This is a genomic window from Microbacterium sp. ARD31 (assembly GCF_031844425.1).
In genome coordinates this window covers 43,733-62,653 of the sequence record NZ_JAUZVE010000016.1, presented here as the reverse complement: position 1 = coordinate 62,653, position 18,921 = coordinate 43,733, and the positions used below count along the sequence as shown (strand labels likewise).

20 protein-coding genes are annotated in these 18,921 nt (G+C 67.9%); 7 read left to right on the top strand and 13 right to left on the bottom strand.

Annotation, left to right across the window (positions count from 1 at the left end):
- Positions 1-142 precede the first annotated feature (142 nt).
- The 3 genes from Q9S36_RS28290 to Q9S36_RS28280 form a co-directional block, all read right to left on the bottom strand.
- Positions 143-688 carry a MerR family transcriptional regulator gene (locus Q9S36_RS28290; RefSeq protein ID WP_251449460.1) on the bottom strand — a complete coding sequence of 182 codons (546 nt, stop codon included), beginning with the start codon at positions 686-688 and terminating at the stop codon, positions 143-145.
- Positions 689-798: 110 nt separating this feature from the next.
- The gene (locus tag Q9S36_RS28285; RefSeq protein ID WP_311288170.1) at positions 799-1,491 is read right to left on the bottom strand and encodes a MerR family transcriptional regulator; all 693 of its coding nucleotides are present in this window, start codon (positions 1,489-1,491) and stop codon (positions 799-801) included.
- Positions 1,491-2,000: an FHA domain-containing protein gene (locus Q9S36_RS28280; protein ID WP_311288169.1), complete on the bottom strand. Its 510-nt coding sequence runs from the start codon at positions 1,998-2,000 to the stop codon at positions 1,491-1,493. The genes Q9S36_RS28285 and Q9S36_RS28280 overlap by 1 nt, the downstream gene beginning before the upstream one ends.
- Before the next feature lie 171 nt (positions 2,001-2,171).
- On the opposite strand from Q9S36_RS28280, the gene Q9S36_RS28275 reads away from it, so the two are divergent.
- Positions 2,172-2,531 carry a hypothetical protein gene (locus tag Q9S36_RS28275; protein WP_311288168.1) on the top strand — a complete coding sequence of 120 codons (360 nt, stop codon included), beginning with the start codon at positions 2,172-2,174 and terminating at the stop codon, positions 2,529-2,531.
- Positions 2,532-2,553: 22 nt separating this feature from the next.
- Here the strand turns inward: Q9S36_RS28275 and Q9S36_RS28270 are convergent, their stop codons facing one another.
- Complete coding sequence (locus tag Q9S36_RS28270) at positions 2,554-2,718, bottom strand: hypothetical protein (protein ID WP_311288167.1); 165 nt, start codon at positions 2,716-2,718, stop codon at positions 2,554-2,556.
- On the opposite strand from Q9S36_RS28270, the gene Q9S36_RS28265 reads away from it, so the two are divergent.
- The 3 genes from Q9S36_RS28265 (at position 2,708) to lpdA (ending at position 5,116) form a co-directional block, all read left to right on the top strand.
- On the top strand, positions 2,708-2,980 hold the full coding sequence (locus Q9S36_RS28265) for a hypothetical protein (RefSeq protein ID WP_311288166.1): 273 nt from the start codon (positions 2,708-2,710) through the stop codon (positions 2,978-2,980). The two genes, Q9S36_RS28270 and Q9S36_RS28265, sit on opposite strands and share 11 nt — an antisense overlap.
- 77 nt (positions 2,981-3,057) lie before the next feature.
- Entirely contained in the window at positions 3,058-3,708 is a 651-nt protein-coding gene (locus Q9S36_RS28260; RefSeq protein ID WP_311288165.1) for a copper resistance protein CopC, read from the top strand.
- Between the two features lie 10 nt (positions 3,709-3,718).
- Complete coding sequence (lpdA, locus tag Q9S36_RS28255) at positions 3,719-5,116, top strand: dihydrolipoyl dehydrogenase (protein WP_311288164.1); 1,398 nt, start codon at positions 3,719-3,721, stop codon at positions 5,114-5,116.
- A 586-nt stretch (positions 5,117-5,702) separates the two neighbouring features.
- On the opposite strand, the gene Q9S36_RS28250 is transcribed toward lpdA, so the two are convergent.
- Complete coding sequence (locus tag Q9S36_RS28250) at positions 5,703-6,326, bottom strand: CYTH domain-containing protein (protein ID WP_311288163.1); 624 nt, start codon at positions 6,324-6,326, stop codon at positions 5,703-5,705.
- On the bottom strand, positions 6,313-6,546 hold the full coding sequence (locus Q9S36_RS28245; protein ID WP_251449452.1) for a response regulator: 234 nt from the start codon (positions 6,544-6,546) through the stop codon (positions 6,313-6,315). Before Q9S36_RS28245 ends, Q9S36_RS28250 begins: the two co-directional genes overlap by 14 nt.
- 234 nt (positions 6,547-6,780) lie before the next feature.
- Here Q9S36_RS28245 and Q9S36_RS28240 point away from each other — a divergent pair, with 234 nt between their 5' ends.
- Both Q9S36_RS28240 and Q9S36_RS28235 read left to right on the top strand, forming a co-directional pair.
- Positions 6,781-9,327 (top strand): rhamnogalacturonan lyase, encoded by a 2,547-nt coding sequence (locus Q9S36_RS28240; protein ID WP_311288162.1) that lies wholly within the window; start codon positions 6,781-6,783, stop codon positions 9,325-9,327.
- 147 nt (positions 9,328-9,474) lie between these two features.
- Positions 9,475-10,209, top strand: coding sequence for a glutamine amidotransferase (locus tag Q9S36_RS28235; protein ID WP_311288161.1), 735 nt, complete (start codon positions 9,475-9,477; stop codon positions 10,207-10,209).
- Between the two features lie 64 nt (positions 10,210-10,273).
- Here Q9S36_RS28235 and Q9S36_RS28230 read toward each other — a convergent pair whose 3' ends face one another.
- On the bottom strand, positions 10,274-11,011 hold the full coding sequence (locus Q9S36_RS28230; protein WP_311288160.1) for an NAD(P)H-hydrate epimerase: 738 nt from the start codon (positions 11,009-11,011) through the stop codon (positions 10,274-10,276).
- The gene (locus Q9S36_RS28225; protein WP_311288159.1) at positions 11,008-12,009 is read right to left on the bottom strand and encodes a YihY/virulence factor BrkB family protein; all 1,002 of its coding nucleotides are present in this window, start codon (positions 12,007-12,009) and stop codon (positions 11,008-11,010) included. The genes Q9S36_RS28230 and Q9S36_RS28225 overlap by 4 nt, the downstream gene beginning before the upstream one ends.
- A 157-nt stretch (positions 12,010-12,166) precedes the next feature.
- On the opposite strand from Q9S36_RS28225, the gene Q9S36_RS28220 reads away from it, so the two are divergent.
- Positions 12,167-13,780, top strand: a complete 1,614-nt coding sequence (locus tag Q9S36_RS28220; RefSeq protein ID WP_311288158.1) for an ATPase, T2SS/T4P/T4SS family — start codon at positions 12,167-12,169, stop codon at positions 13,778-13,780.
- A 369-nt stretch (positions 13,781-14,149) separates the two neighbouring features.
- Here Q9S36_RS28220 and Q9S36_RS28215 read toward each other — a convergent pair whose 3' ends face one another.
- From Q9S36_RS28215 to pilM, 5 genes are all read right to left on the bottom strand, one after another.
- The gene (locus tag Q9S36_RS28215; protein ID WP_311288157.1) at positions 14,150-15,385 is read right to left on the bottom strand and encodes a type II secretion system F family protein; all 1,236 of its coding nucleotides are present in this window, start codon (positions 15,383-15,385) and stop codon (positions 14,150-14,152) included.
- Position 15,386: 1 nt separating this feature from the next.
- The gene (locus tag Q9S36_RS28210) at positions 15,387-16,631 is read right to left on the bottom strand and encodes a type IV pilus twitching motility protein PilT (protein ID WP_311288156.1); all 1,245 of its coding nucleotides are present in this window, start codon (positions 16,629-16,631) and stop codon (positions 15,387-15,389) included.
- Complete coding sequence (locus Q9S36_RS28205) at positions 16,528-17,223, bottom strand: hypothetical protein (RefSeq protein WP_311288155.1); 696 nt, start codon at positions 17,221-17,223, stop codon at positions 16,528-16,530. Before Q9S36_RS28205 ends, Q9S36_RS28210 begins: the two co-directional genes overlap by 104 nt.
- Positions 17,223-17,759, bottom strand: a complete 537-nt coding sequence (locus Q9S36_RS28200) for a hypothetical protein (protein WP_311288154.1) — start codon at positions 17,757-17,759, stop codon at positions 17,223-17,225. Before Q9S36_RS28200 ends, Q9S36_RS28205 begins: the two co-directional genes overlap by 1 nt.
- 113 nt (positions 17,760-17,872) lie before the next feature.
- Positions 17,873-18,913, bottom strand: a complete 1,041-nt coding sequence (gene pilM / locus Q9S36_RS28195; RefSeq protein WP_311288153.1) for a pilus assembly protein PilM — start codon at positions 18,911-18,913, stop codon at positions 17,873-17,875.
- Between the last annotated feature and the right edge of the window lie 8 nt (positions 18,914-18,921).

Here is an 18,921-nt window from a genome sequence, read left to right as displayed (position 1 = left end):
GAGCGCGGGAAACCCGACGCACCCTGAACCAGACGCCGAGCGCGCCAAAACGGGCACGCCCTGAAACCGGACGCCGGGCACGCCCTGAAACCGGACGCCGAGCGCGCGAAACCCCGCGACCCGAAGCGAAACCCGTGCCGCGTCAGGCGGTGCGGGCGGCGCGACGAGCGGCGAGCTCGTCCATGGCGTCGGGCGACTCGGGAGAGAACTCCACGAGGGTCGACTCGACCTCGCGCAGCACCTTGCCGACGGCGATGCCGAAGACGCCCTGGCCGCGGCTGACGAGGTCGATGACCTCGTCGTTCGACGTGCACAGGTAGACCGAGGCGCCGTCGCTCATGAGCGTGGTGCCGGCGAGGTCACGGATGCCGGCGGCGCGAAGCTGATCGACGGCGACGCGGATCTGCTGGAGCGAGATGCCGGTGTCGAGGAGACGCTTGACGAGCTTGAGTACGAGGATGTCGCGGAAGCCGTAGAGACGCTGCGAGCCGGAGCCGCTGGCGCCGCGCACGGTGGGCTCGACGAGCTCGGTGCGGGCCCAGTAGTCCAGCTGACGGTACGTGATCCCGGCTGCGCGCGCCGCTTGGGCACCGCGGTAGCCGACCTCGTCGTCCATCTGCGGCAGACCGTCGGTGAAGAGCAGGTCTGCGACGAACGGCTGTCCGTCGGCCGCTTCGCGAGCAGTCATGCGCTCTCCCATCCGGATGCCAACAGTTCAACGTTAGGTGAGCGGGGGCCCCGCGGCAACGACATCGGCCGTTCGGGCGCGGCGTGTCGTCCGCCGCAACCGAATCGTGATCAGCCGAGCAGACGGTCCAGCGCCGTGCGGATGAAGATGCCGCGCACTTCATCCAGACGCTTGGCGAGCTCGGTGCCGACTTCTCCGGCACGACCGCGCGAGGCGGCATCCGTTCGCCGGAGCACGGGGGCGATGGCCGATTCGATCAGGGCGACGTCACGCTCGGCGTTCTGCCGGAGCGCCCTGACATGGCGCGGCTCGATCCCGTGCCGGTCGAGGGCGACGAGGGCACGCAACAGCGCGACGTGCTGGTCGGTGTAGGCGTCCGAGCCGGCGAGCACGCCCGTGCTGATCGCGTCGTTGAGCAGCTGCGGCGCGGCGCCCGCCGCGGTCAGCAGCTCGGCGCGACGGTAGCGGCGCGGGGCCGCCACGATCGACGGCGGCGGCAGCGTGCTCTGCGGCGACGGGTCGCGGCCGGCGTCGACGTCCTCGAGGTACTCGCGGATGACGTTCAGCGGCATGTAGTGGTCGCGCTGCAGGGTGAGCGCCAGGCGCAGCCGGTCGAGGTCGGCCTGCGAGAACTTGCGGTAGCCCGACTCGGTGCGGGTGGGCGAGACGATCCCCTGCACCTCGAGGAAGCGCAGCTTGCTGGAGGTGAGGGTCGGGAACTCCGGCGTCAGCCGGGCGAGCACCTGGCCGATGCTCAACAGACCCGCGGACGCTGAGCGTTCGCGGGCGGAGGCAGCCGCCATCAGGCGACCGGCGGGTGGGCGAGGTCGGCCGGTGCGACGAAGAAGTTCAGACGGAACTTGCCGACGCGGACCTCGGCGCCGTTGGTGAGCGCGGCGCGGTCAACGCGCTCGCCGTTCACATAGGTGCCGTTGAGCGAGCGCTGGTCGACGAGTTCGAACGTCGATCCGGTGCGGGTGATCTCGGCGTGACGACGCGAGACGGTGACGTCGTCGAAGAAGATGTCGGCCTCGGGGTGACGGCCGACCGTGGTCACGTCGCTGTCGAGGAGGTAGCGCGCCCCGGCGGTCGGGCCCGAGCGGACCAGCAGCAGCGCCGCGCCCGAGGGGAGCGCCTCGATGGCGTCCAGCTCGGCGGTGTTCAGCTCGCTGCCGAAGGGCACGAAGGACAGGTCGGAGTCGTGCCCGAAGGTCTGCGTGGTGTCGGATCCGCGCTCGAAGCTGCGCGTCTCGTCGCCTGCGCCACTTCCGCGCCGGATGTCACCCGGCTCGGGTCGGCGATTGTCGTCCACAGTGGACCTCCTCATGCGGATGCAAGCCTAACGGATAGGGATCGCATCGTCTTCCGGCTTCCCCCGCCTCACAGCGGGTACGTATGTTTCGGCCTGTGTCGAGCGGCGTGCTCTACGGAGCGCCGCGTCTTAGCCTGGCTGAGCAACGAACCTACTGACTGGGAGTCCATCGTGTCGAGTCCGCAGAGCCACATTCCGCCCCTCGAGGTGCGCGAGCGTGCGATCTGCATGTGCTTCGACGGCGGCCCCTGCACCTCGTACGCCCCCGGCCACGCGCTTCACCTGATCCAGGCGCGCCTGGCCTCGGCGACGCCGTCCGACTGGGTCGACGGCATCGTCGAAGAGACGGATGCCGCAACCGGCGTCGTCGTGGTGACGAGTTTCGTCGACGGCACTGCGCACACCGTGTGGAACGGTGCCGGCGCCGCGGCGCGGGTCGAGGTGGGGTCGCCGGTGGCGCTGCACGCGCGTTACGACGTGCTGGCCGCCGGCTCTGCCCGGTTCAACGTCGCGCCGCTCCGCGCGGCCTGACTGCGGGGCCGAGTCCTCGGACTCAGGCGGCCGCCATCATGGCGTCCTTGACCGCCATGCACGCGTCCATGCAGGCCTGGCACGACTGAGCGCACATCTTGCAGACGTCGCTGTGGTCGGCGTGCTCCATGCACTCGTCCATGCAGGTCTGGCACATCGCGATGCAGGCGTCGAGCATGGCCATCATCGAGGCCGGTGTCATGCCCTGCATCCGCATCATGGAGCGCATCATCGTGTTGCACATGTCGGCGCAGTTCATGCACGCCGGCGCGCACGACATCATCTGCGTCGAGCAGACGGTGCATGCCTGCTCGCAGGCCGAGCAGGCATCCATACAGGCCTGCATCACGGCCATGTCCATCGTGTCCATGCCGGGCATCGACATCATGTCCTTCGACATGGCGTCCATCATCATGGTGTCCATTGCGCGTCTCGCTTCCCGTCGGTGAGACGGGCAGGTAGCCCGCCTGCGGCCAGACTAGACGCGTGGGCGGCCCGACGGAAGACCCCCGGTACGCTGGATCGAGTGCGTTCACCCCAGACCCCGCCCCGTCGCCGAAACCTGCTGCTGAGTCTGATCGCGGGGGTGGTGATGCTCGCCGGAGCGCTCGCGCCGGCATCCCCCGCCTTCGCCCACGATGAGCTCGTGGAAAGCGACCCGGCCGCCGATGCCGCCCTGACGGAACTGCCCGACGAGCTGACCCTGACCTTCAGCGCGGCGATCTCGTCCGAGCCGGGCGCCACCGAGATCGAGGTGACGGATGCCGCGGGCGAGAGCCTCGCCGACGGCGAACCGTCCATCGCCGATAACGTGCTGACGCAGCCGCTCGCCGGCTCCCCCGCGGGCGATGTGACGGTGCTGTGGAAGGTGGTCTCCAGCGACGGCCACCCCATCTCGGGCGAGTACGCGTTCACCGTCGAGGCACCCGCGCCCACGGCCGAGCCGACCACGACGGCGGAGCCCGAGCCCACCGAGACCGCTGAGGCCACCGAGACCATCGAGGCGACCGCGTCACCCGATCCCGCGGTTCCGGGTGAGCCGGCATCCGCAGACCCCACCGCGTGGATCATCGTGGGCGTGCTGGCCGCGCTGGGGCTCGGGGCGCTCGCGTGGCTCGCCGTCTCGCGCTCCCGCAGGGGCGACACCGGCACCTCCGATCCCTCCACCGACCGATAGGCTGGGAACCATGCCTCACTACGACGTCGCCATCCTCGGCGCCGGGCCCGGCGGGTACGTCGCGGCCGTGCGCGCAGCTCAGCTCGGACTCTCGGTCGCGATCATCGAAGAGAAGTACTGGGGCGGTGTGTGCCTGAACGTCGGGTGCATCCCTTCCAAGGCGCTTCTGAAGAACGCCGACCTCGCTCACACCTTCAACCACAAGGCCGAGCTGTTCGGCATCGGCGGCGACGTGTCGTTCGACTACGGCGTCGCGTGGGACCGCAGCCGAAAGGTCGCCGACACCCACGTCAAGGGCATCCACTTCTTGATGAAGAAGAACAAGGTGACCGAGTACGAGGGCCGCGGCTCGTTCGTCGACGCCAACACGATCGACGTCGCCAAGGCCGACGGCTCGTCCGAGCGGGTCACCTTCGACAACGCGATCATCTCCACCGGCTCCAAGGTGCGACTGCTCCCGGGCGTCGAGCTGAGCGAGAACGTCGTCACCTACGAGGAGCAGATCCTCACGCGCGAGCTGCCGTCGTCGCTCGTCGTGGTCGGCGCCGGCGCGATCGGCATGGAGTTCGCCTTCGTGATGTCGAACTACGGCGTCAAGGTCACGATCATCGAGTTCCTCGACCGCGCACTGCCGAACGAGGACGCCGACGTCTCGAAAGAGATCGCACGTCAGTACAAGAAGATGGGCGTCGAGATCCTGGTGTCGACCAAGGTCGAGTCGGTCACCGACGCGGGCGACAAGGTCACCGTCGCCTACACCGCCAAGGACGGCACGCAGGGCTCGATCGACGCCGACAAGGTGCTCATGTCGATCGGCTTCGCCCCCAACGTCGAGAACTTCGGCCTCGACAAGACCGGTGTGAAGCTGACCGAGCGCGGCGCGATCGACATCGACGAGTACATGCGCACCAACGTGCCGCACATCTACGCGATCGGCGACGTCACCGCCAAGCTGCAGCTCGCGCACGTCGCCGAGGCGCAGGGCGTCGTGGCCGCCGAGACCATCGGCAAGGCCGAGACGATGCCGCTCGGCGACTACCGCATGATGCCGCGCGCGACGTTCTGCTCGCCGCAGGTGGCGTCGTTCGGCCTGACCGAGCAGCAGGCGCGCGACGCCGGCTACGACGTCAAGGTCGCGAAGTTCCCGTTCTCGGCGAACGGCAAGGCCAACGGCCTGGGCGAGCCCATCGGCTTCGTCAAGCTCATCGCCGACGGCGAGCACCTCGAGCTGCTCGGCGGACACATGATCGGCCCCGACGTCTCGGAGCTTCTGCCCGAGCTGACCCTCGCGCAGAAGTGGGACCTCACCGCTCTCGAGGCCGCCCGCAACGTCCACACGCACCCGACGCTCTCGGAAGCCGTGCAGGAAGCCTTCCACGGCCTCGCCGGACACATGATCAACATGTGAGACCCCGTCTCGCACCGCGAAGCCCCCGCACCGTCAGGTCGCGGGGGCTTCGTCGTTGGCGGGCGGGTGTTCCGGATGCCGAGCCGTCACTTGTGTGCGGTTGCGGTGGGCGTGGTCGACACACGTGACGGCTCGCGCCCAGCGCGTGGGCGGGGTCGGGCGCGCGGGGCTGTGAGCCGTCACTTGTGTGCGGCTGCGGCATCCGGATCGGACACACGTGACGGCTCGCGCCCGGTGCGTGGGCGGGGTCGGGCGCGCGGGGCCCGTGAGCCGTCACTCGTGTGCGGTTGCGGCATCCGGATCGGACACACGTGACGGCTCGCGCACTGGACGCGGACCGACCCGTCTGGGCGCCGGGCACTCACCCCGCACCATCGCGAGCCGTCACCTGTGTCGGGAAGGCCTGCCCGGCACGTGCACACGTGACGGCTCGCGCCCGGCGCGTGGCGGGGTCGGGCAAGTGGGGACCGTGAGCCGTCACTCATGTGCGGTTGCGGCATCCGGAGCGGACACACGTGACGGCTCAGCGACTCAAGCAGCCCCCAGCGCAAGCGCCTCCAGCCCCAGCCCCCGCCCGCGCCCGGGGTCAGAACCCGAGCGCGCGGGCCAGTTTCGAAGCGGATGCCGCGGGCCGGCCGCCCACGGCGCTGACGGCTGCGGCGACGGCGCGGAAGAACGTCTCGCGTCCGGCGTCGTCGTGCGGGCCGGCGGGTCCGAGTTCGACCTCCCACTCCCGCCAGCTGCGCTCGACGCCGGAGCGCTCGTCGCGTGTCTGGACGCGGTCGTCGGCGAACTCCGCCACCAGTCCCCCGTCGGCGTCGCGGAGCGCGTACGCGACGCGGGTGTTGCGGATGCGGGCGAGCGGCGACACGTCCGCCTCGGTCACGCCCGCGTACGCGGCACGCACGGCATCCGGCACCGTGTCGTCGCCGGTGAGCGGCCACTGGGTCTCGGCGCGGCCGTGACCGTCGCGCGGCCCTTTGATGTGCCAGCCCGCGTCCGGTCCGCCGGTGCGTCGCCGCAACGCGTATCCCGCCCGGGCGAGCGCGTGGTCGTCGGTGTCGAGGTAGAGGGCATCGAGCTCCCGCACCTCGCCCACGCCGACCGACACGACGCCCGGCAGAGCGGACCAGTCCGGCAGTGCGGTGATCTCGTCGACGTCGAACTTCAGCTCGACCTCGACCGAGCGCGAGGGCTCAGCGCCGGTCACGCGCCGAATCGCTGTCGGGGTCGATGTCGTCCTGCGCCTCGACGAACCAGAACTCCGCCTGGGTGGGACCGTCGGCCTCACCCGTGTTCTCGGGAGCGCCCTTGCGCTCGTAGACCACCTGGGTCTCGCTGTAGGGGACGATGAGCCGATCGAGGTCGGCGTCGTCGAGGGGCAGAACCTGCCCGTCGAGCGGGCCTCCGTGAAGTCGTGCGATTGCCATGCCCAGAGCCTAGACCCGGGCACCGTCATCACCGCCGCCCTTGACAGCCGCAGCCGAGACCACCTCAACCCGACCCCGACCCGAAATCGTGAGAACTCCCTCATGAAACGTGTCAACACCCCGCTCTCGGGGTTACCGTCGACCCTGCGGGAAAGCGTTTGCTGCTGCAGACCGCACCCGCGCACCACACCAACGAAGGACGCAGAAGCAGTGCGTCCACAGGAGGGTTCGACGATGAACATCAGACAGACGTCCGTGCGGGCGCTGTGCGCCGGCGGGGCTGCCGGGGCACTCATTCTGGGGCTGGCGCAGCCGGTCTCGGCCGCCCCCGCGGCGCCGCAAGGGCCGCCGCAGGCACCCGGCAGCGCCTCGCTCCCCCAGCTCGAGCAGCTCGACCGCGGCCTTGTGGCCGTGTCGACCGGCGAGGGGGTCTTCCTCAGCTGGCGGCTCCTCGGCTCCGAGACCGCGCCGGCGACCGACTCCGGCGTCGGCGGGCCGGCGTTCGCGGTCTTCCGCGACGGCGAGCGGATCGCCACCGTCGACGACAGCACGAACTACGCGGATGCCGCAGGCTCGGCATCCTCGGTGTACACGGTCGCTCCGGTGTACGACGACATCGTCGGCGAGGTCTCGGCCGAGGCGAGCCCGTGGGCCGACGGCTTCTACGACCTGCCGCTCACCAAGCCCGCCGACGGCGTGACGCCGGCCGGCGAGGCCTACACGTACTCGGCGAACGACGCGTCGGTCGCCGATGTGGACGGCGACGGCGCGTACGAGTTCGTCGTGAAGTGGGATCCGTCCAACTCGAAGGACGTCTCGCAGAAGGGCTACACCGGCCCGGTCTACATCGACACGTACGAGCTCGACGGCACGCTGCTGAACCGCCTCGACCTGGGTGTGAACATCCGCGCCGGCGCGCACTACACGCAGTTCATGGTCTACGACTTCGACGGCGACGGCCGCTCCGAGACCATGCTCAAGACCGCACCCGGCACGAAGTCGATCACGTACAACGCCGACGGCAGCGTCGCAGACGAGCGCTACATCACGATGCCGCAGGACGACCTCGACGCCGGCTACGGCCACGACGACGACTACCGGCTGAGCGCCGCGGACTACCGCGAGCACCTGATCGACGTGTTCCTCGACTGGCACGCGCACCCCGAGGTCGTCGCCGGCAACTGGCCCGCGACCCTCGAAGAGGCGTGGGGCACCGAGGTCGCCCACGAGTACCCGCTGAGCGAGGACTCCGCGGCCGAGCTCGCCGACTACTTCATCGACGTGTACGCGCCGGCGCGCAGCTCGCGCAACGACCTGACGACCTTCGAGGGCTTCATCCTCGACGGGCCCGAGTACCTCACGGTGTTCGACTCGGCCACCGGTGAAGAGCTCGAGACCGTCGACTACGAGCCCGGCCGCGGCGACGACGGTCTGCTGTGGGGCGACTACGCGATGAGCCGCATCGAACCGGGTAACCGCGTCGACCGCTTCCTCGCCGGCGTGGCCTACCTCGACGGCAAGAACCCGTCGGCGATCTTCGCGCGCGGCTACTACACGCGCTCGACCATCGCCGCGTACGACTGGGACGGCGAGAGCCTGTCGCAGGAGTGGTTCGTCGACAGCGGCCACGCACCGATGACGAACCCGTTCAACGACGGCCCCCACGGCCGGGACGGCACCGACCCCGAGTTCGGCACGATCACCACGCAGGGCTTCCACTCGCTCAGCGCGGCCGACGTCGACGGCGACGGCAAGCACGAGATCGTCTACGGCGCCGCGACCATCGACGACGACGGCAGCCTGCTGTACAGCTCGTTCGACACCCTGCCCGAGGGCAGCGCCGACCCGGGCGCGGACGTGCGCCTCGGCCACGGCGACGCCATGCACGTCACCGACATCGACCCGGCGCGTCCGGGCCTCGAGATCTGGACGTCACACGAGGGCGGCGCGTACGCGCCCTACGGTTCCGTGCTGCGGGATGCCGCCACCGGCGAGGTGATCCACGGCGCGTACTCGGGTCGTGACACCGGCCGCGCCCTGATCGGCGACGTGCGCCCCGATGTCGACGGCATCGAGACCTGGGCGAGCATGCCCAACGGCTCGGACGGCTCGGGACTGCTGAGCGCCACCGGCGACCAGCTCGAGACCCGCACCCCCGGCACCAACCAGTCCATCAAGTGGGCGGCCGACCTCACCACCCAGATCGTCAACGGCAGCCTCGAGCAGACGCCGACCATCGACGACTGGACGCGCGGGCGCATGCTGACCGCCGAGGGCACGCGGACGAACAACTACACCAAGGGCAACCCGTCGATCGTGGCCGACGTCTTCGGCGACTGGCGCGAAGAGCTCCTCGTCCGCACCACCGACTCCGACGCGCTGCGCATCTACACCAGCACCCAGGTCACCGAGCACAAGCTCCCGACCCTGATGCACGATCTGCAGTACCGCGTCGAGGTGGCCCGCCAGAACACCACGTACAACCAGCCGTCGTACACCAGCTACTACCTCGCGAGCGACATGGACTTCTCGCAGGTGCCGCTGTGGACGACGCCGGCCGAGCCGAAGGGTCCGAAGTTCCAGGACGCCAAGCGCGGCGACGACCGCGTCATCGTCCCGGGCGACCCGTGGTTCGACTACTACGTCGACGGCGAGCTCGCCAAGGCCGGCGCGACGACCGTCGACCCGGGTGCCGAGGTGACCGTCACGGCGGTTCCGAAGGCCTTTGTGTCCGTCGCCGACGGCGCCGAGACGACCTGGAGCCACGCCTTCACCGGCTGATCAACCCGGGTTGATCACACCCCGGTGATCACACCCCTACAGAGCGGATGCCGCGGACTCCGGTTCGCGGCATCCGCTCTCTTTCTGCGCGTCGCACCCCGGCCGGCCCTGCGCGCCGGGCCTCGCGGCGCACCGTAGGCTTGCGGGGTGAAGCCGTTCGTCCTCCTCGCCACGCGCGCCGAGGACGTTCCCGCCGACGAGGAGTACGCGCTCTTCCTGCGTTACACCGGGCTCGACGAGCGCGACCTCATCCGGGTGCGGCTCGAGGCCGGGCCCATGCCGGAGTTCGACCTCGACGAGCTGTCGGGCATCTTCGTGGGCGGGGGTCCTTTCAACGCGTCGGACCCGCTCGAGAAGAAGACGCCCGTGCAGCAGCGGGTCGAGGCCGAGTTCCAGGCGCTGCTCGCGCGGGTGGTCACCCGCGACCTGCCGTTTCTGGGCGCCTGCTACGGCGTCGGCACGGTCGGCGCCTTCCTCGGCGCGACCATCGACCGCACCTACGGCGAGCCGATCAGCGTCGTGCCGGTCACCCTCACCGACGCCGGTCGCGAGGATCCGCTGCTGGCCGGCTTCCCCGACCCCTTCGACGCGTTCGTCGGGCACAAAGAGGCGATCTCGCACCTGCCCGCCGCGGCCACCCTGCTGGCCTCGTCGCCGAACTGCCCGGTGCAGATGTTCCGGGTCGGGCGGAACGTCTATGCTACGCAATTCCACCCCGAGCTCGACGTCGACGGCATCACCACGCGCATCCACGCCTACGCGTCGCACGGCTACTTCGCCGCGCACGAGCTCGAGCTCACGCTGGCGGCGGTGCGCCGGGCGGCCGTGTCGCACCCGGCGCGCATGCTGCGCACCTTCGTCGAGCGCTACGCGCGCGACTGAGCCGGACCGTTCGTCAGCGCGGCGCGCGCGACTGAGCTGCCCAGTCAACGCCGATCGCCCAGACTCAGCGCGGCGCGCGGACGATCCGCGAGACGTCCGCCCACTCCGAGGGCTCGAAGCCGTCGAGCTCGTCGAGCACGTCGATGTCGACCAGCACGATATCGCCGGCCAGCTCGGGGCCGCGACCGCGCACCAGGCCGGGCTTGACCGCCCCGAAGGTCACGGTGACGGATGCCGGAAGCACCGCTTCTCCGGCCTCGCCGGTGTCGGGGTGCAGACCGCTCGGCAGGTCGACGGCGATGACGCGCGTGCGTCCATCCCGCACCGTGGGAAGGAGCGCCTCCACCGCCTCGCGGGCGTTGCCGTGCAGCGCAGGGTCGGCCGCCGTGCCGATACCGAGGATGCCGTCGAGCACGAGATCGTACGGCTCGAGCGTGTCGCGCACCGCCGGGATCTCGACCCTGCGCGCGCCCGCGGCCATCGCCGCGGCGAGACCCTGCTCGTGCACCCGTGCGCCGACGACGAGGATGTCGACGTCGACCTCTTCGGCCAGGTGGGCGGCGGCGAAAAGGGCGTCGCCGCCGTTGTTGCCGCTGCCTGCCAGCACGAGCAGGTGGCGGGCGTGCGTGGTGGGGTGCGGGTGCAGCGGGGCGGCATCCGACTCATCGGCGAAGCCGCCGATCTGGCGCGTGAGCTTCGCCAGCGCCGCGGCGGCGCGGGCCATGAGCGGTTCGCCGTTCGCGAGGAGGGGTGCCTCAGCGATGCGGATCTGCTCGGCCGTGTACGCGGGGGTGTGGGTCATGCGCGCGTCCTCTCCTCTTCTTCGAGCTCTCGCGCCCGTCGCAGTTCGTCGGTGGCGAGCTGCACGGCGACCTCGGCCTGGCGCACGCGCCGCTGCAGGAACGTCGAGGCGCCGTACTTCGCGCGCACGCGGTCGCGCGACTCGTCGATGCCGACCACGATGTAGGCCGTGGCGATGAGGATGACCTGCGACGACAGGTTCACCCACAGCAGCAGGGCAATGAGCGACGCGAACGAGGCCAGCAGGGGATTCGACCCCGCTCCCCCGACGAACAGTCCCGACAGCTGCTGCAGCACGGTGAGGCCGAAGGCACCGAGGAGGGCGCCGGTCCACAGGGCGCGAGCGGGGGGTTTGACGCCCGCGAGCACGACGAAGAGCACAGCGATCGCCGCGGCATCCAGGATGAAGACGACGATCACGCCGATGACGCCGGTCAGCACCGCCACGAGCGGGCTGTCCTGGGGCATCCCGAACCAGTCGGCGAGGATGCTGACGCCGAAGGTGGCGAGGAACGTGATGACCGCCGACGCGCCCAGAGCAAGTCCGATGCCGATCGCCAGGGCCAGGTTCCGCAGGATCACCCAGATGAAGAGGATGTCGTCGTTCGGGGTCGCGGCGATCGAGCGCATGGCCATCCGCATCGAGCCGATCGCACCGATCGCGGCGAGCACCAGACCGACCGTCGCCAGGATGCCGGTGACCGTCAGACCCGCGGGCGCCTGAATGTCGGACGGGTCGATGAGTCCGCCCTCGCCGACAAGGCCGGGGATCACGGCATCCACCGATGCGATGAGGCTCTGGAAGGCGGCCGGATTGCCCGCCAGCCAGAGGGCGGCGAACGAGAATCCGAGGAGCACGCCGGCGAAGATGCTGAACAGAGCCCGGTAGGTGACGCTGTCGGCGAGCATGGGCCCGCGCCGCTCGCTGTACAGCAGGAACGCTCGCACCACCTTGAACGTCAACACCCGGGCGATGATCTTCGCGATAATGGCGGGCATGGCCCCACCCTATCGATCGCGTCGCGAGGCCCGCCGAAGTGCCTCCGCCCCTCCCCCTCCGGTCCCTGTGGCCGTAGGATACGGGGAAGCGATTGGGGACGCTGTGAGAGGTCTTGCACAAACGCTCGTCTTGACTGGGGCAATACGAGCATCTGAAATGTCCGCTGCACTGACGCAGTACGGCGATACACCGGATTTGATCGAGCATCTGGCCGGTCAGTCTTTGGTGACGCAGTCGCAGATCGCCGAGGCGATCGCGCTGAACACCGGGCACCGGTTCGTCGATCTGTCCGAGATGCCGCTGGATCCGAGCATCGTCGCGATGGTGCCGACGGCCGTGTGTCGGAAGTACGGGTTGATACCCATCGACAAACGCGGCGACCGGCTCATCGTCGGCACCCTCGACCCGACCGACATCGTCGCGCTCGACGACGTCGCATCGGTCACCGACCTGTTCGTCGAACCGGTCGTCGTGGCCCGCGATGCGCTGTCGCAGATGTTCGAGCGGTTCCTGCGCTCGGACGAAGAGCTCAGCGAGCTGACAGCCTCCATCGAAGAGACGTCGACCTCGTCGGCGGCCTCGTTCACCGAGGAGCTCGGCGAGCAGGACAGCGACGCGCCCGTGGTCAGGTTCGTGAACCTGCTGATCGCGCAGGCCATCAACGACCGTGCGAGCGACATCCACGTCGAGCCCGGCGAGAAGCAGCTGACCGTGCGGTTCCGCATCGACGGCGTGCTGCACGAGATGCAGAAGGCCGATCGCGGCATCCAGGACGGGATCATCTCGCGTCTGAAGATCATGTCGTCGATCGACATCGCCGAGAAGCGCAAGCCGCAGGACGGCCGCCTGTCGGTGTCGCACGACGGTCGCACGGTCGACCTGCGCGTGGCGACGCTGCCGACGGTGTGGGGCGAGAAGATCGTCATGCGCATCCTCGACAACACCGGCCAGACCATGGCCATGCGCGACCTGATGTTCTCGAAGATCAACGAGACGCGGTTCCGCGAGGCCATCACCCGCCCGCACGGCATGATCCTCGTCACCGGCCCCACCGGCTCGGGCAAGTCGACCACCCTGTACACGGCGCTGCGCGAAGTGGCGAACCCGAAGATCAACGTCATCACCGTCGAAGACCCGGTCGAGTACCGGCTCGCCGGCATCAACCAGGTGCAGGTGAACAACCGCGCCGGACTGACGTTCGCATCGGCGCTGCGGTCGATCCTGCGAAGCGACCCCGATGTGGTGCTCGTCGGTGAGATCCGCGACAAAGAGACCGCGGTCATCTCGATCGAAGCGGCCCTCACCGGTCACCTCGTGCTCTCGACGCTGCACACCAACGACGCGCCGTCGGCGCTGACGCGACTGACCGAGATCGGCTCAGAGCCGTTCCTCGTCGCCACGGCCCTGTCGGCCGTGATCGCCCAGCGCCTCGCACGCCGGCTGTGCCTCAAGTGCCGTGCGCCCTACACCGAGCCGTCCGAGGTGCTCGATTCACTGGGCTTCCCGCACGACCCGCAGGACGTGCCCGAGATCTATCGCGCCGTTGGCTGCGAGTCGTGCTCGGGCACCGGCTACCGCGGGCGTCTGGGTCTGCATGAGGTGATGACGATGACCGACGAGCTCGAGCAGCTCGTCGTCACCCGCGCCACCGGCACCGAGATGCGTCAGGTCGCGATCAAGCAGGGCATGGTCTCACTGCGCGAAGACGGCTGGGCGAAGGTCGCCCAGGGCCTGACCACGATCGAGGAAGTCCTCCGCGTCTCGCTCTGATCGGCCCGGGCCGAGGCCCGGACCCCACTTCCCCGGCCGCGCGCCCTCCGGTCGCGCCCCCGCCGCACACCCCCGGCCGCTGAGCGAGCAAAGCGAGACGAAGCGCACCCCGCGAGCCCGCCTCTCCGGCCGCTGAGCGAGCAAAGCGAGACGAAGCGCCCCCGCGCCCGCACACCCCCGGCCGCTGAGCGAGCAAAGCGAGACGAAGCGGCTGCCCCCGGCGGCTGAGCGAGCGCAGCGAGACGAAGCGCGGCGCTCCACACCTCAAACCCCGCTCCGCGCACCGTCCCCGGGCGCTGGGGGTATCCCGGGGACGGCTCTACACGCCGTCATCGCACCGACGCGGTCGGGTGCGGCGGCGGAGCTGTACTACTGCTGTCCGAGTTCACCGTACAGCGAGAAGATCGGCAGGTATAGCGAGATGACCATGCCGCCGATGATGATTCCGAGCCCCACGATGAGAATGGGTTCGATCGTCGCAGAGAGTTGCTCCGTGGCGGTCTCGACCTCGTCCTCGTAGAAGTCCGCGATCGACGCGAGCATCTCCGACAGCGTGCCCGACTCCTCACCTACTGACACCATCTGCGGGACCATCGGAGGGAATACCTCCGCTTTCGCCAGCGGCGTCGCAAACGACTTGCCGTGCCGAATCGACTCCTGAACGTCGTTGATCGCCTGCTCGATCTTGAAGTTGTTCGAAGCCTGCGCGACGATCGCGAGGGCCTGCATGATCGGCACGCCCGCCTCGAGCATCATCGAGAGGTTCCGGGCGAACCGGGCGACAGCCATCTTGGTCGCGAGCTTGCCGAAGATCGGCAGGCGAAGCTTGACCGGGTCGACAACCTTTCGCACCCGCTCGGTGTTCCGATTGCGCATCCACCAGATCCAGGTGCCGAAGCCAACGACGGCGAGAAGCGGGAGGATCCACGCCATGTTCTGAGAGAGTGCCACCAGAATGAGGGTCGGGACGGGGAGCGTCGAGCCCATACCCGAGAACATCTTCTCGAAAACGGGGACGATGAAGATGATCATGGCCAGCACGCCCAGCACGGCGACGACCAGAACGATCAGCGGGTAGGCGGTGGCGGCTCTGATCTTGTTTTGTAGTTCCGACTCTTTGCGGTAATTGTCCGCGATCGAGTTCAGTGCCGCCCCAAGGAATCCGCCAGTTTCGCCGACTCGCACGATGCTCAGGAGAAGCGGTGGAAACACATCGGGGTGTCTCGCCATAGCGCCGGAGAGAGACGAACCGCTCTCGACATCTGCATGCACAGCGACCAGAGCTGGCTGCAGTCGTTTGTCATCACTCTGCTCGATGAGGATAGACAGCGTGCGCATGAGGGGAAGACCCGCATTGATCAAACCCGCCATCTGCTTGGCGAAGATGGCAAGCGACTTCGCTTTCACGTGTTTGGTCAGTCCAGGAATCTTGATCTCGCGATGGAGGCCTGTCTTCGAGAGCTCCACCACCTCGAGCGGCGTGAGCCCCTGCGCCTTCAACTTGCCCGTCACTGCTGATTCGGTGGCAGCTTCGATTGTCCCCTTGACAACCGCGCCACCGCGCGGGTCGATCGCTCGATAGCGGAACTCCTGCAGGACCGCCATGTCAGACTCCCGCGTCCTCGTGGTGCCACTCGCTAGCGCGGTTGCTCCACTCGTCGGCGTCGAGATCCCGGGGCCTTACGTAGACGTTCTCAAGCGTCGATGGATCGACCGCATACGACTGAGCGACGTTGAGGGAGATCACGCCCTCCGACACGAGACGCTTGAGGTCCTGGTCCAGAGTGTGCATGCCGACGGCCTGCCCCGCCTGCATCGCAGAGTACAGCTGCGCGACCTGGCCCTCGCGGATCATGTTGGCCACAGCCGGGGTGTTCACGAGCACCTCGGTCGCGATCGTCCGACCCTCGGTCTGCGACAGCGGCATGAGCGTCTGGCTGATAACCCCCTGCAGCGTGTCGCCGAGCTGAGCGCGGATCTGGTGCTGCTGATCAGCGGGAAATACGTCGATGATGCGGTTGACGCTCTTGGCGGCGCCCTGGGTGTGGAGGGTCGAGAGCACGAGGTGGCCGGTCTCCGCCGCCGATAGCGCGGTGCGGATCGACTCTGGGTCGCGGAGCTCACCGACGAGAATGACGTCGGGGTCTTGGCGCAGCACGCGACGAAGGGCCTCGGCGAAAGAGTTGGTGTCGGACCCGATCTCGCGCTGGTGGATGAGCGACCGCTTGCTCTTGTGCTGGAACTCGATCGGGTCTTCGATCGTGATCACGTGAGCGGGCACCGTGTGATTGATGATGTCGACCATGGCCGTCAGGGTCGTGGACTTTCCCGATCCGGTTGGGCCGGTGAGCAGGACGAGGCCACGCGGCTTCAACGCAAGCTCACGCGCGATGGCGGGCGCGCCCAGCTGCTCGAGGGTGTACACCTTGTTCGGGATGAATCGCAGAGCGACCGCGACCGCCCCGAGCTGCCGGTACACGTTGATGCGAAGTCGACCAAGACCGTCGATCGAGTGCGCGAGGTCGACCTCATGATGCGTCTGGAACTCTTCGCGCTGAGATGCCGACATTAACTCGTACGCGGCGGCTTCGAGCCATGAGGCCGAGATGATGTCGGGGTATCCCGGAATCGACTCGAGATCACCGTCGACCCGCATCAGGGCGCGTGCGTCGGCGGTCAGGTGAACGTCTGAAGCGCGGCCCCTAGCGGCGGTCGCAAGGAGGTCATCAAGCATATTCGCGACCACGTCACTCCTCCGGAAGCACAAAGGCCAGAGCGGCCACCGACACATCGAATCGAGTGCCGGTAGGGATGATGCTTGTCTCGATCGTGCTGAGGAGCCGCGGCCCATCTCGTAGGCGATCCAGGAAGTTAATCGCGTCCTGGAGTTGCGAAGCAGTGACGTCAATGGTGAAGGCGACCTGCTGCCGCCCTTCCAGCGGTGCTCCGTCCGTGGTAGGGGTTGGCGTGGCGTCTACATCTGCCGCCTCGGTGGTGCCTTCCGCTTCAGGGGTAGCTGCCTCTCCGGTCGGGACGTCCGTCGTCGTCTCCGTCGGTGATGGCTCGGGCTCTTCACCCACCCGTACCGGACTCGTGCGAGTGATGAACGGTGCGTTGTCTTCCGCTGCGACCGTTTGAACCTGCACATTTGTGGTCGCGGCAGCGCGCGCAATGAGCTCAAACACACCGTCGAGCCGATTGGACGTCGGAACCTGCTCGCGTAGAGAACTAACCGACGCGGAGATCTCGTCAAGTCTTTCCTGCTCCAGCAATAATCCGTCGACCTGGCTCTCTAGCAGGTCGTTATTCTGAGCGGCCAGAGCGGTCTGCGTACCTGTCGCGAGCGACGCGAAATAGATCGGTAGGGCACCCAGCGCGATGGCGAGAACGAGTACTACGGCGCACGCCACGACGCCCAGTAGATTGATGAGTTGTTTCGGCATCACTCGCCTTCTCCGTCGGCCAAAAATCGGCCGGAGTAGATATCCTGCGTGAACGTGACTGTGAGCTCGTAGGTGTACGAATCTGCCGCCTGTTCACTCGTTGTCACGAGTCGTCCGTCCACCGCGGCCACTCCGGACATTTGGCGCAGTGACCTCACCACGGGCGCGATAGCAATCGCGTCCTGACTGCGCATTGAGACTGTGCCCGTGAGCCCCGGCTCCAGCGTCGCAACCTCCCCGGTTGGAACCCCACCCGTCGTTAGGTCAACGCCGATCAGCTCGACGCCACCCGGAAGCCGGCCACGGAGGTCTGCGATCAGCGGCACCCAAGAGAAGTCAGAACCCATAGCTTGTGAACGGAACTCGACGAGGTCACGTTCCGCTGTGAGAGCGGTGCTTACCTCTGACAATTCGCTGAGCTCGTTGAGCAACGAGCTTGTCTCGAGCTCCTCGACTGCGAGTCGCTGTGCGGCGATGAGCTTCAGACCCATTGCACCTGCGATCAACGCGAGCGAGAGAAGAAGCGCGCCCAGCACTGCCCAAACCCAATTGCGCGCGGTCGAAACCCGGTCTCTCCGCTCGAGCTCTGATCGGGGGATCAGGTTGACTCGCGGAACTCCTCCAAGTACCAGCGTAGGAACGGCAGAACTCATTTGCTTCCTTCTCCCAGGAGCACGCCCACCGACGCAACGGCGTCGAAGGCAAGGTCGTCGCTGATCGGGCGTCCTCGCGTGTTTGCCAGTTGCTCCAGCCGCACTGGTATGACCGGCACGTCGAACGCACTCGCCGCGGCCTCAGCCACCCCGGGAGCGAGAAAGCCAGCGCCGCTCATAAGTACTTGGACGATGCGTGGCGCTCCCTCCCTGCCCTGGAAGAACGAAACGGTGCTACGGAGACGAGACACGAGCTCGGTGACGGCCGGAGTCACAGCCGGGCCAGAGCTGCGCATTGCGGCGCGTCCAGTAGGTCGCCGAGGAATAATTCCACTCGCGCCGACCGGCTCGAATGCTTCCTCCATGACCTCTCCGACAGCGGAGTCCCCCTCGTGTCGTCTCGTCGCGGAGGTCGCGATCTCGACGGGGATGATACGAACGAAATGGGGAATGCCGTTCGTCACAACCGAGACGTACGAGGTGTGATCCCCGAGGTGGATCACGGCAACCGTGTCGTTTGGGGCCGCCAGGATCTTTCCTACACGCGCGAGGCCGAAAGGCACGAGGTCTACTCGATCCACCGAAAGCTTTGCGCGACTCAAGGCGGCAATTAGCTGTTCGATATTCTCGGCAACCGCCGCGACAAGCAGACCCGATACCTGATCACCGATCTGTGACGTCGGATAGAAGTCGAGCACCGCCTGAGACACCGGGACTGGAAGGAGATCCTGCACCTGGTAGGGGAGGGCCTGTTTCAGCAACTGCGGGCTCATTGCTTGCGTGGTGTACTCACGGACAAGTATCCGCCGACTGCCAACGCTGAGCGTCACCCGTTTGCCCCTGAAACCTGCCGTCGACCACAGCTGTCGGAGTGCGAGCGTGACAGCCTCTGGATCGAGAACTTCCGAGTCTCGAGCTGCGTCGCGCGGAAGGGGCACCTCACCGATAGCCATGAGCGATGGCGAACGACCTGTAGTCACTTCAACGCCACGAACACCCTCTTCCGTGATCTCCAAGCCGATACGCGTCTTAGCCATCGTCGGTC

Excerpts from the sequence above, each read along its gene's own strand:
- Q9S36_RS28210 (WP_311288156.1), bottom strand. The coding sequence starts at position 16,631 with ATGGGCCGCGGCTCCTCAGCACGATCGAGACAAGCATCATCCCTACCG.
- Q9S36_RS28245 (WP_251449452.1), bottom strand. The coding sequence starts at position 6,546 with ATGGCAATCGCACGACTTCACGGAGGCCCGCTCGACGGGCAGGTTCTG.
- Q9S36_RS28290 (WP_251449460.1), bottom strand. The coding sequence starts at position 688 with ATGACTGCTCGCGAAGCGGCCGACGGACAGCCGTTCGTCGCAGACCTG.
- Q9S36_RS28285 (WP_311288170.1), bottom strand. The coding sequence starts at position 1,491 with ATGGCGGCTGCCTCCGCCCGCGAACGCTCAGCGTCCGCGGGTCTGTTG.
- lpdA (WP_311288164.1), top strand. The coding sequence starts at position 3,719 with ATGCCTCACTACGACGTCGCCATCCTCGGCGCCGGGCCCGGCGGGTAC.
- Q9S36_RS28240 (WP_311288162.1), top strand. The coding sequence starts at position 6,781 with ATGAACATCAGACAGACGTCCGTGCGGGCGCTGTGCGCCGGCGGGGCT.
- pilM (WP_311288153.1), bottom strand. The coding sequence starts at position 18,913 with ATGGCTAAGACGCGTATCGGCTTGGAGATCACGGAAGAGGGTGTTCGT.
- Q9S36_RS28225 (WP_311288159.1), bottom strand. The coding sequence starts at position 12,009 with ATGCCCGCCATTATCGCGAAGATCATCGCCCGGGTGTTGACGTTCAAG.
- Q9S36_RS28205 (WP_311288155.1), bottom strand. The coding sequence starts at position 17,223 with ATGCCGAAACAACTCATCAATCTACTGGGCGTCGTGGCGTGCGCCGTA.
- Q9S36_RS28265 (WP_311288166.1), top strand. The coding sequence starts at position 2,708 with ATGGCCATCATCGAGGCCGGTGTCATGCCCTGCATCCGCATCATGGAG.
- Q9S36_RS28220 (WP_311288158.1), top strand. The coding sequence starts at position 12,167 with ATGTCCGCTGCACTGACGCAGTACGGCGATACACCGGATTTGATCGAG.
- Q9S36_RS28230 (WP_311288160.1), bottom strand. The coding sequence starts at position 11,011 with ATGACCCACACCCCCGCGTACACGGCCGAGCAGATCCGCATCGCTGAG.
- Q9S36_RS28215 (WP_311288157.1), bottom strand. The coding sequence starts at position 15,385 with ATGGCGGTCCTGCAGGAGTTCCGCTATCGAGCGATCGACCCGCGCGGT.
- Q9S36_RS28270 (WP_311288167.1), bottom strand. The coding sequence starts at position 2,718 with ATGATGGCCATGCTCGACGCCTGCATCGCGATGTGCCAGACCTGCATG.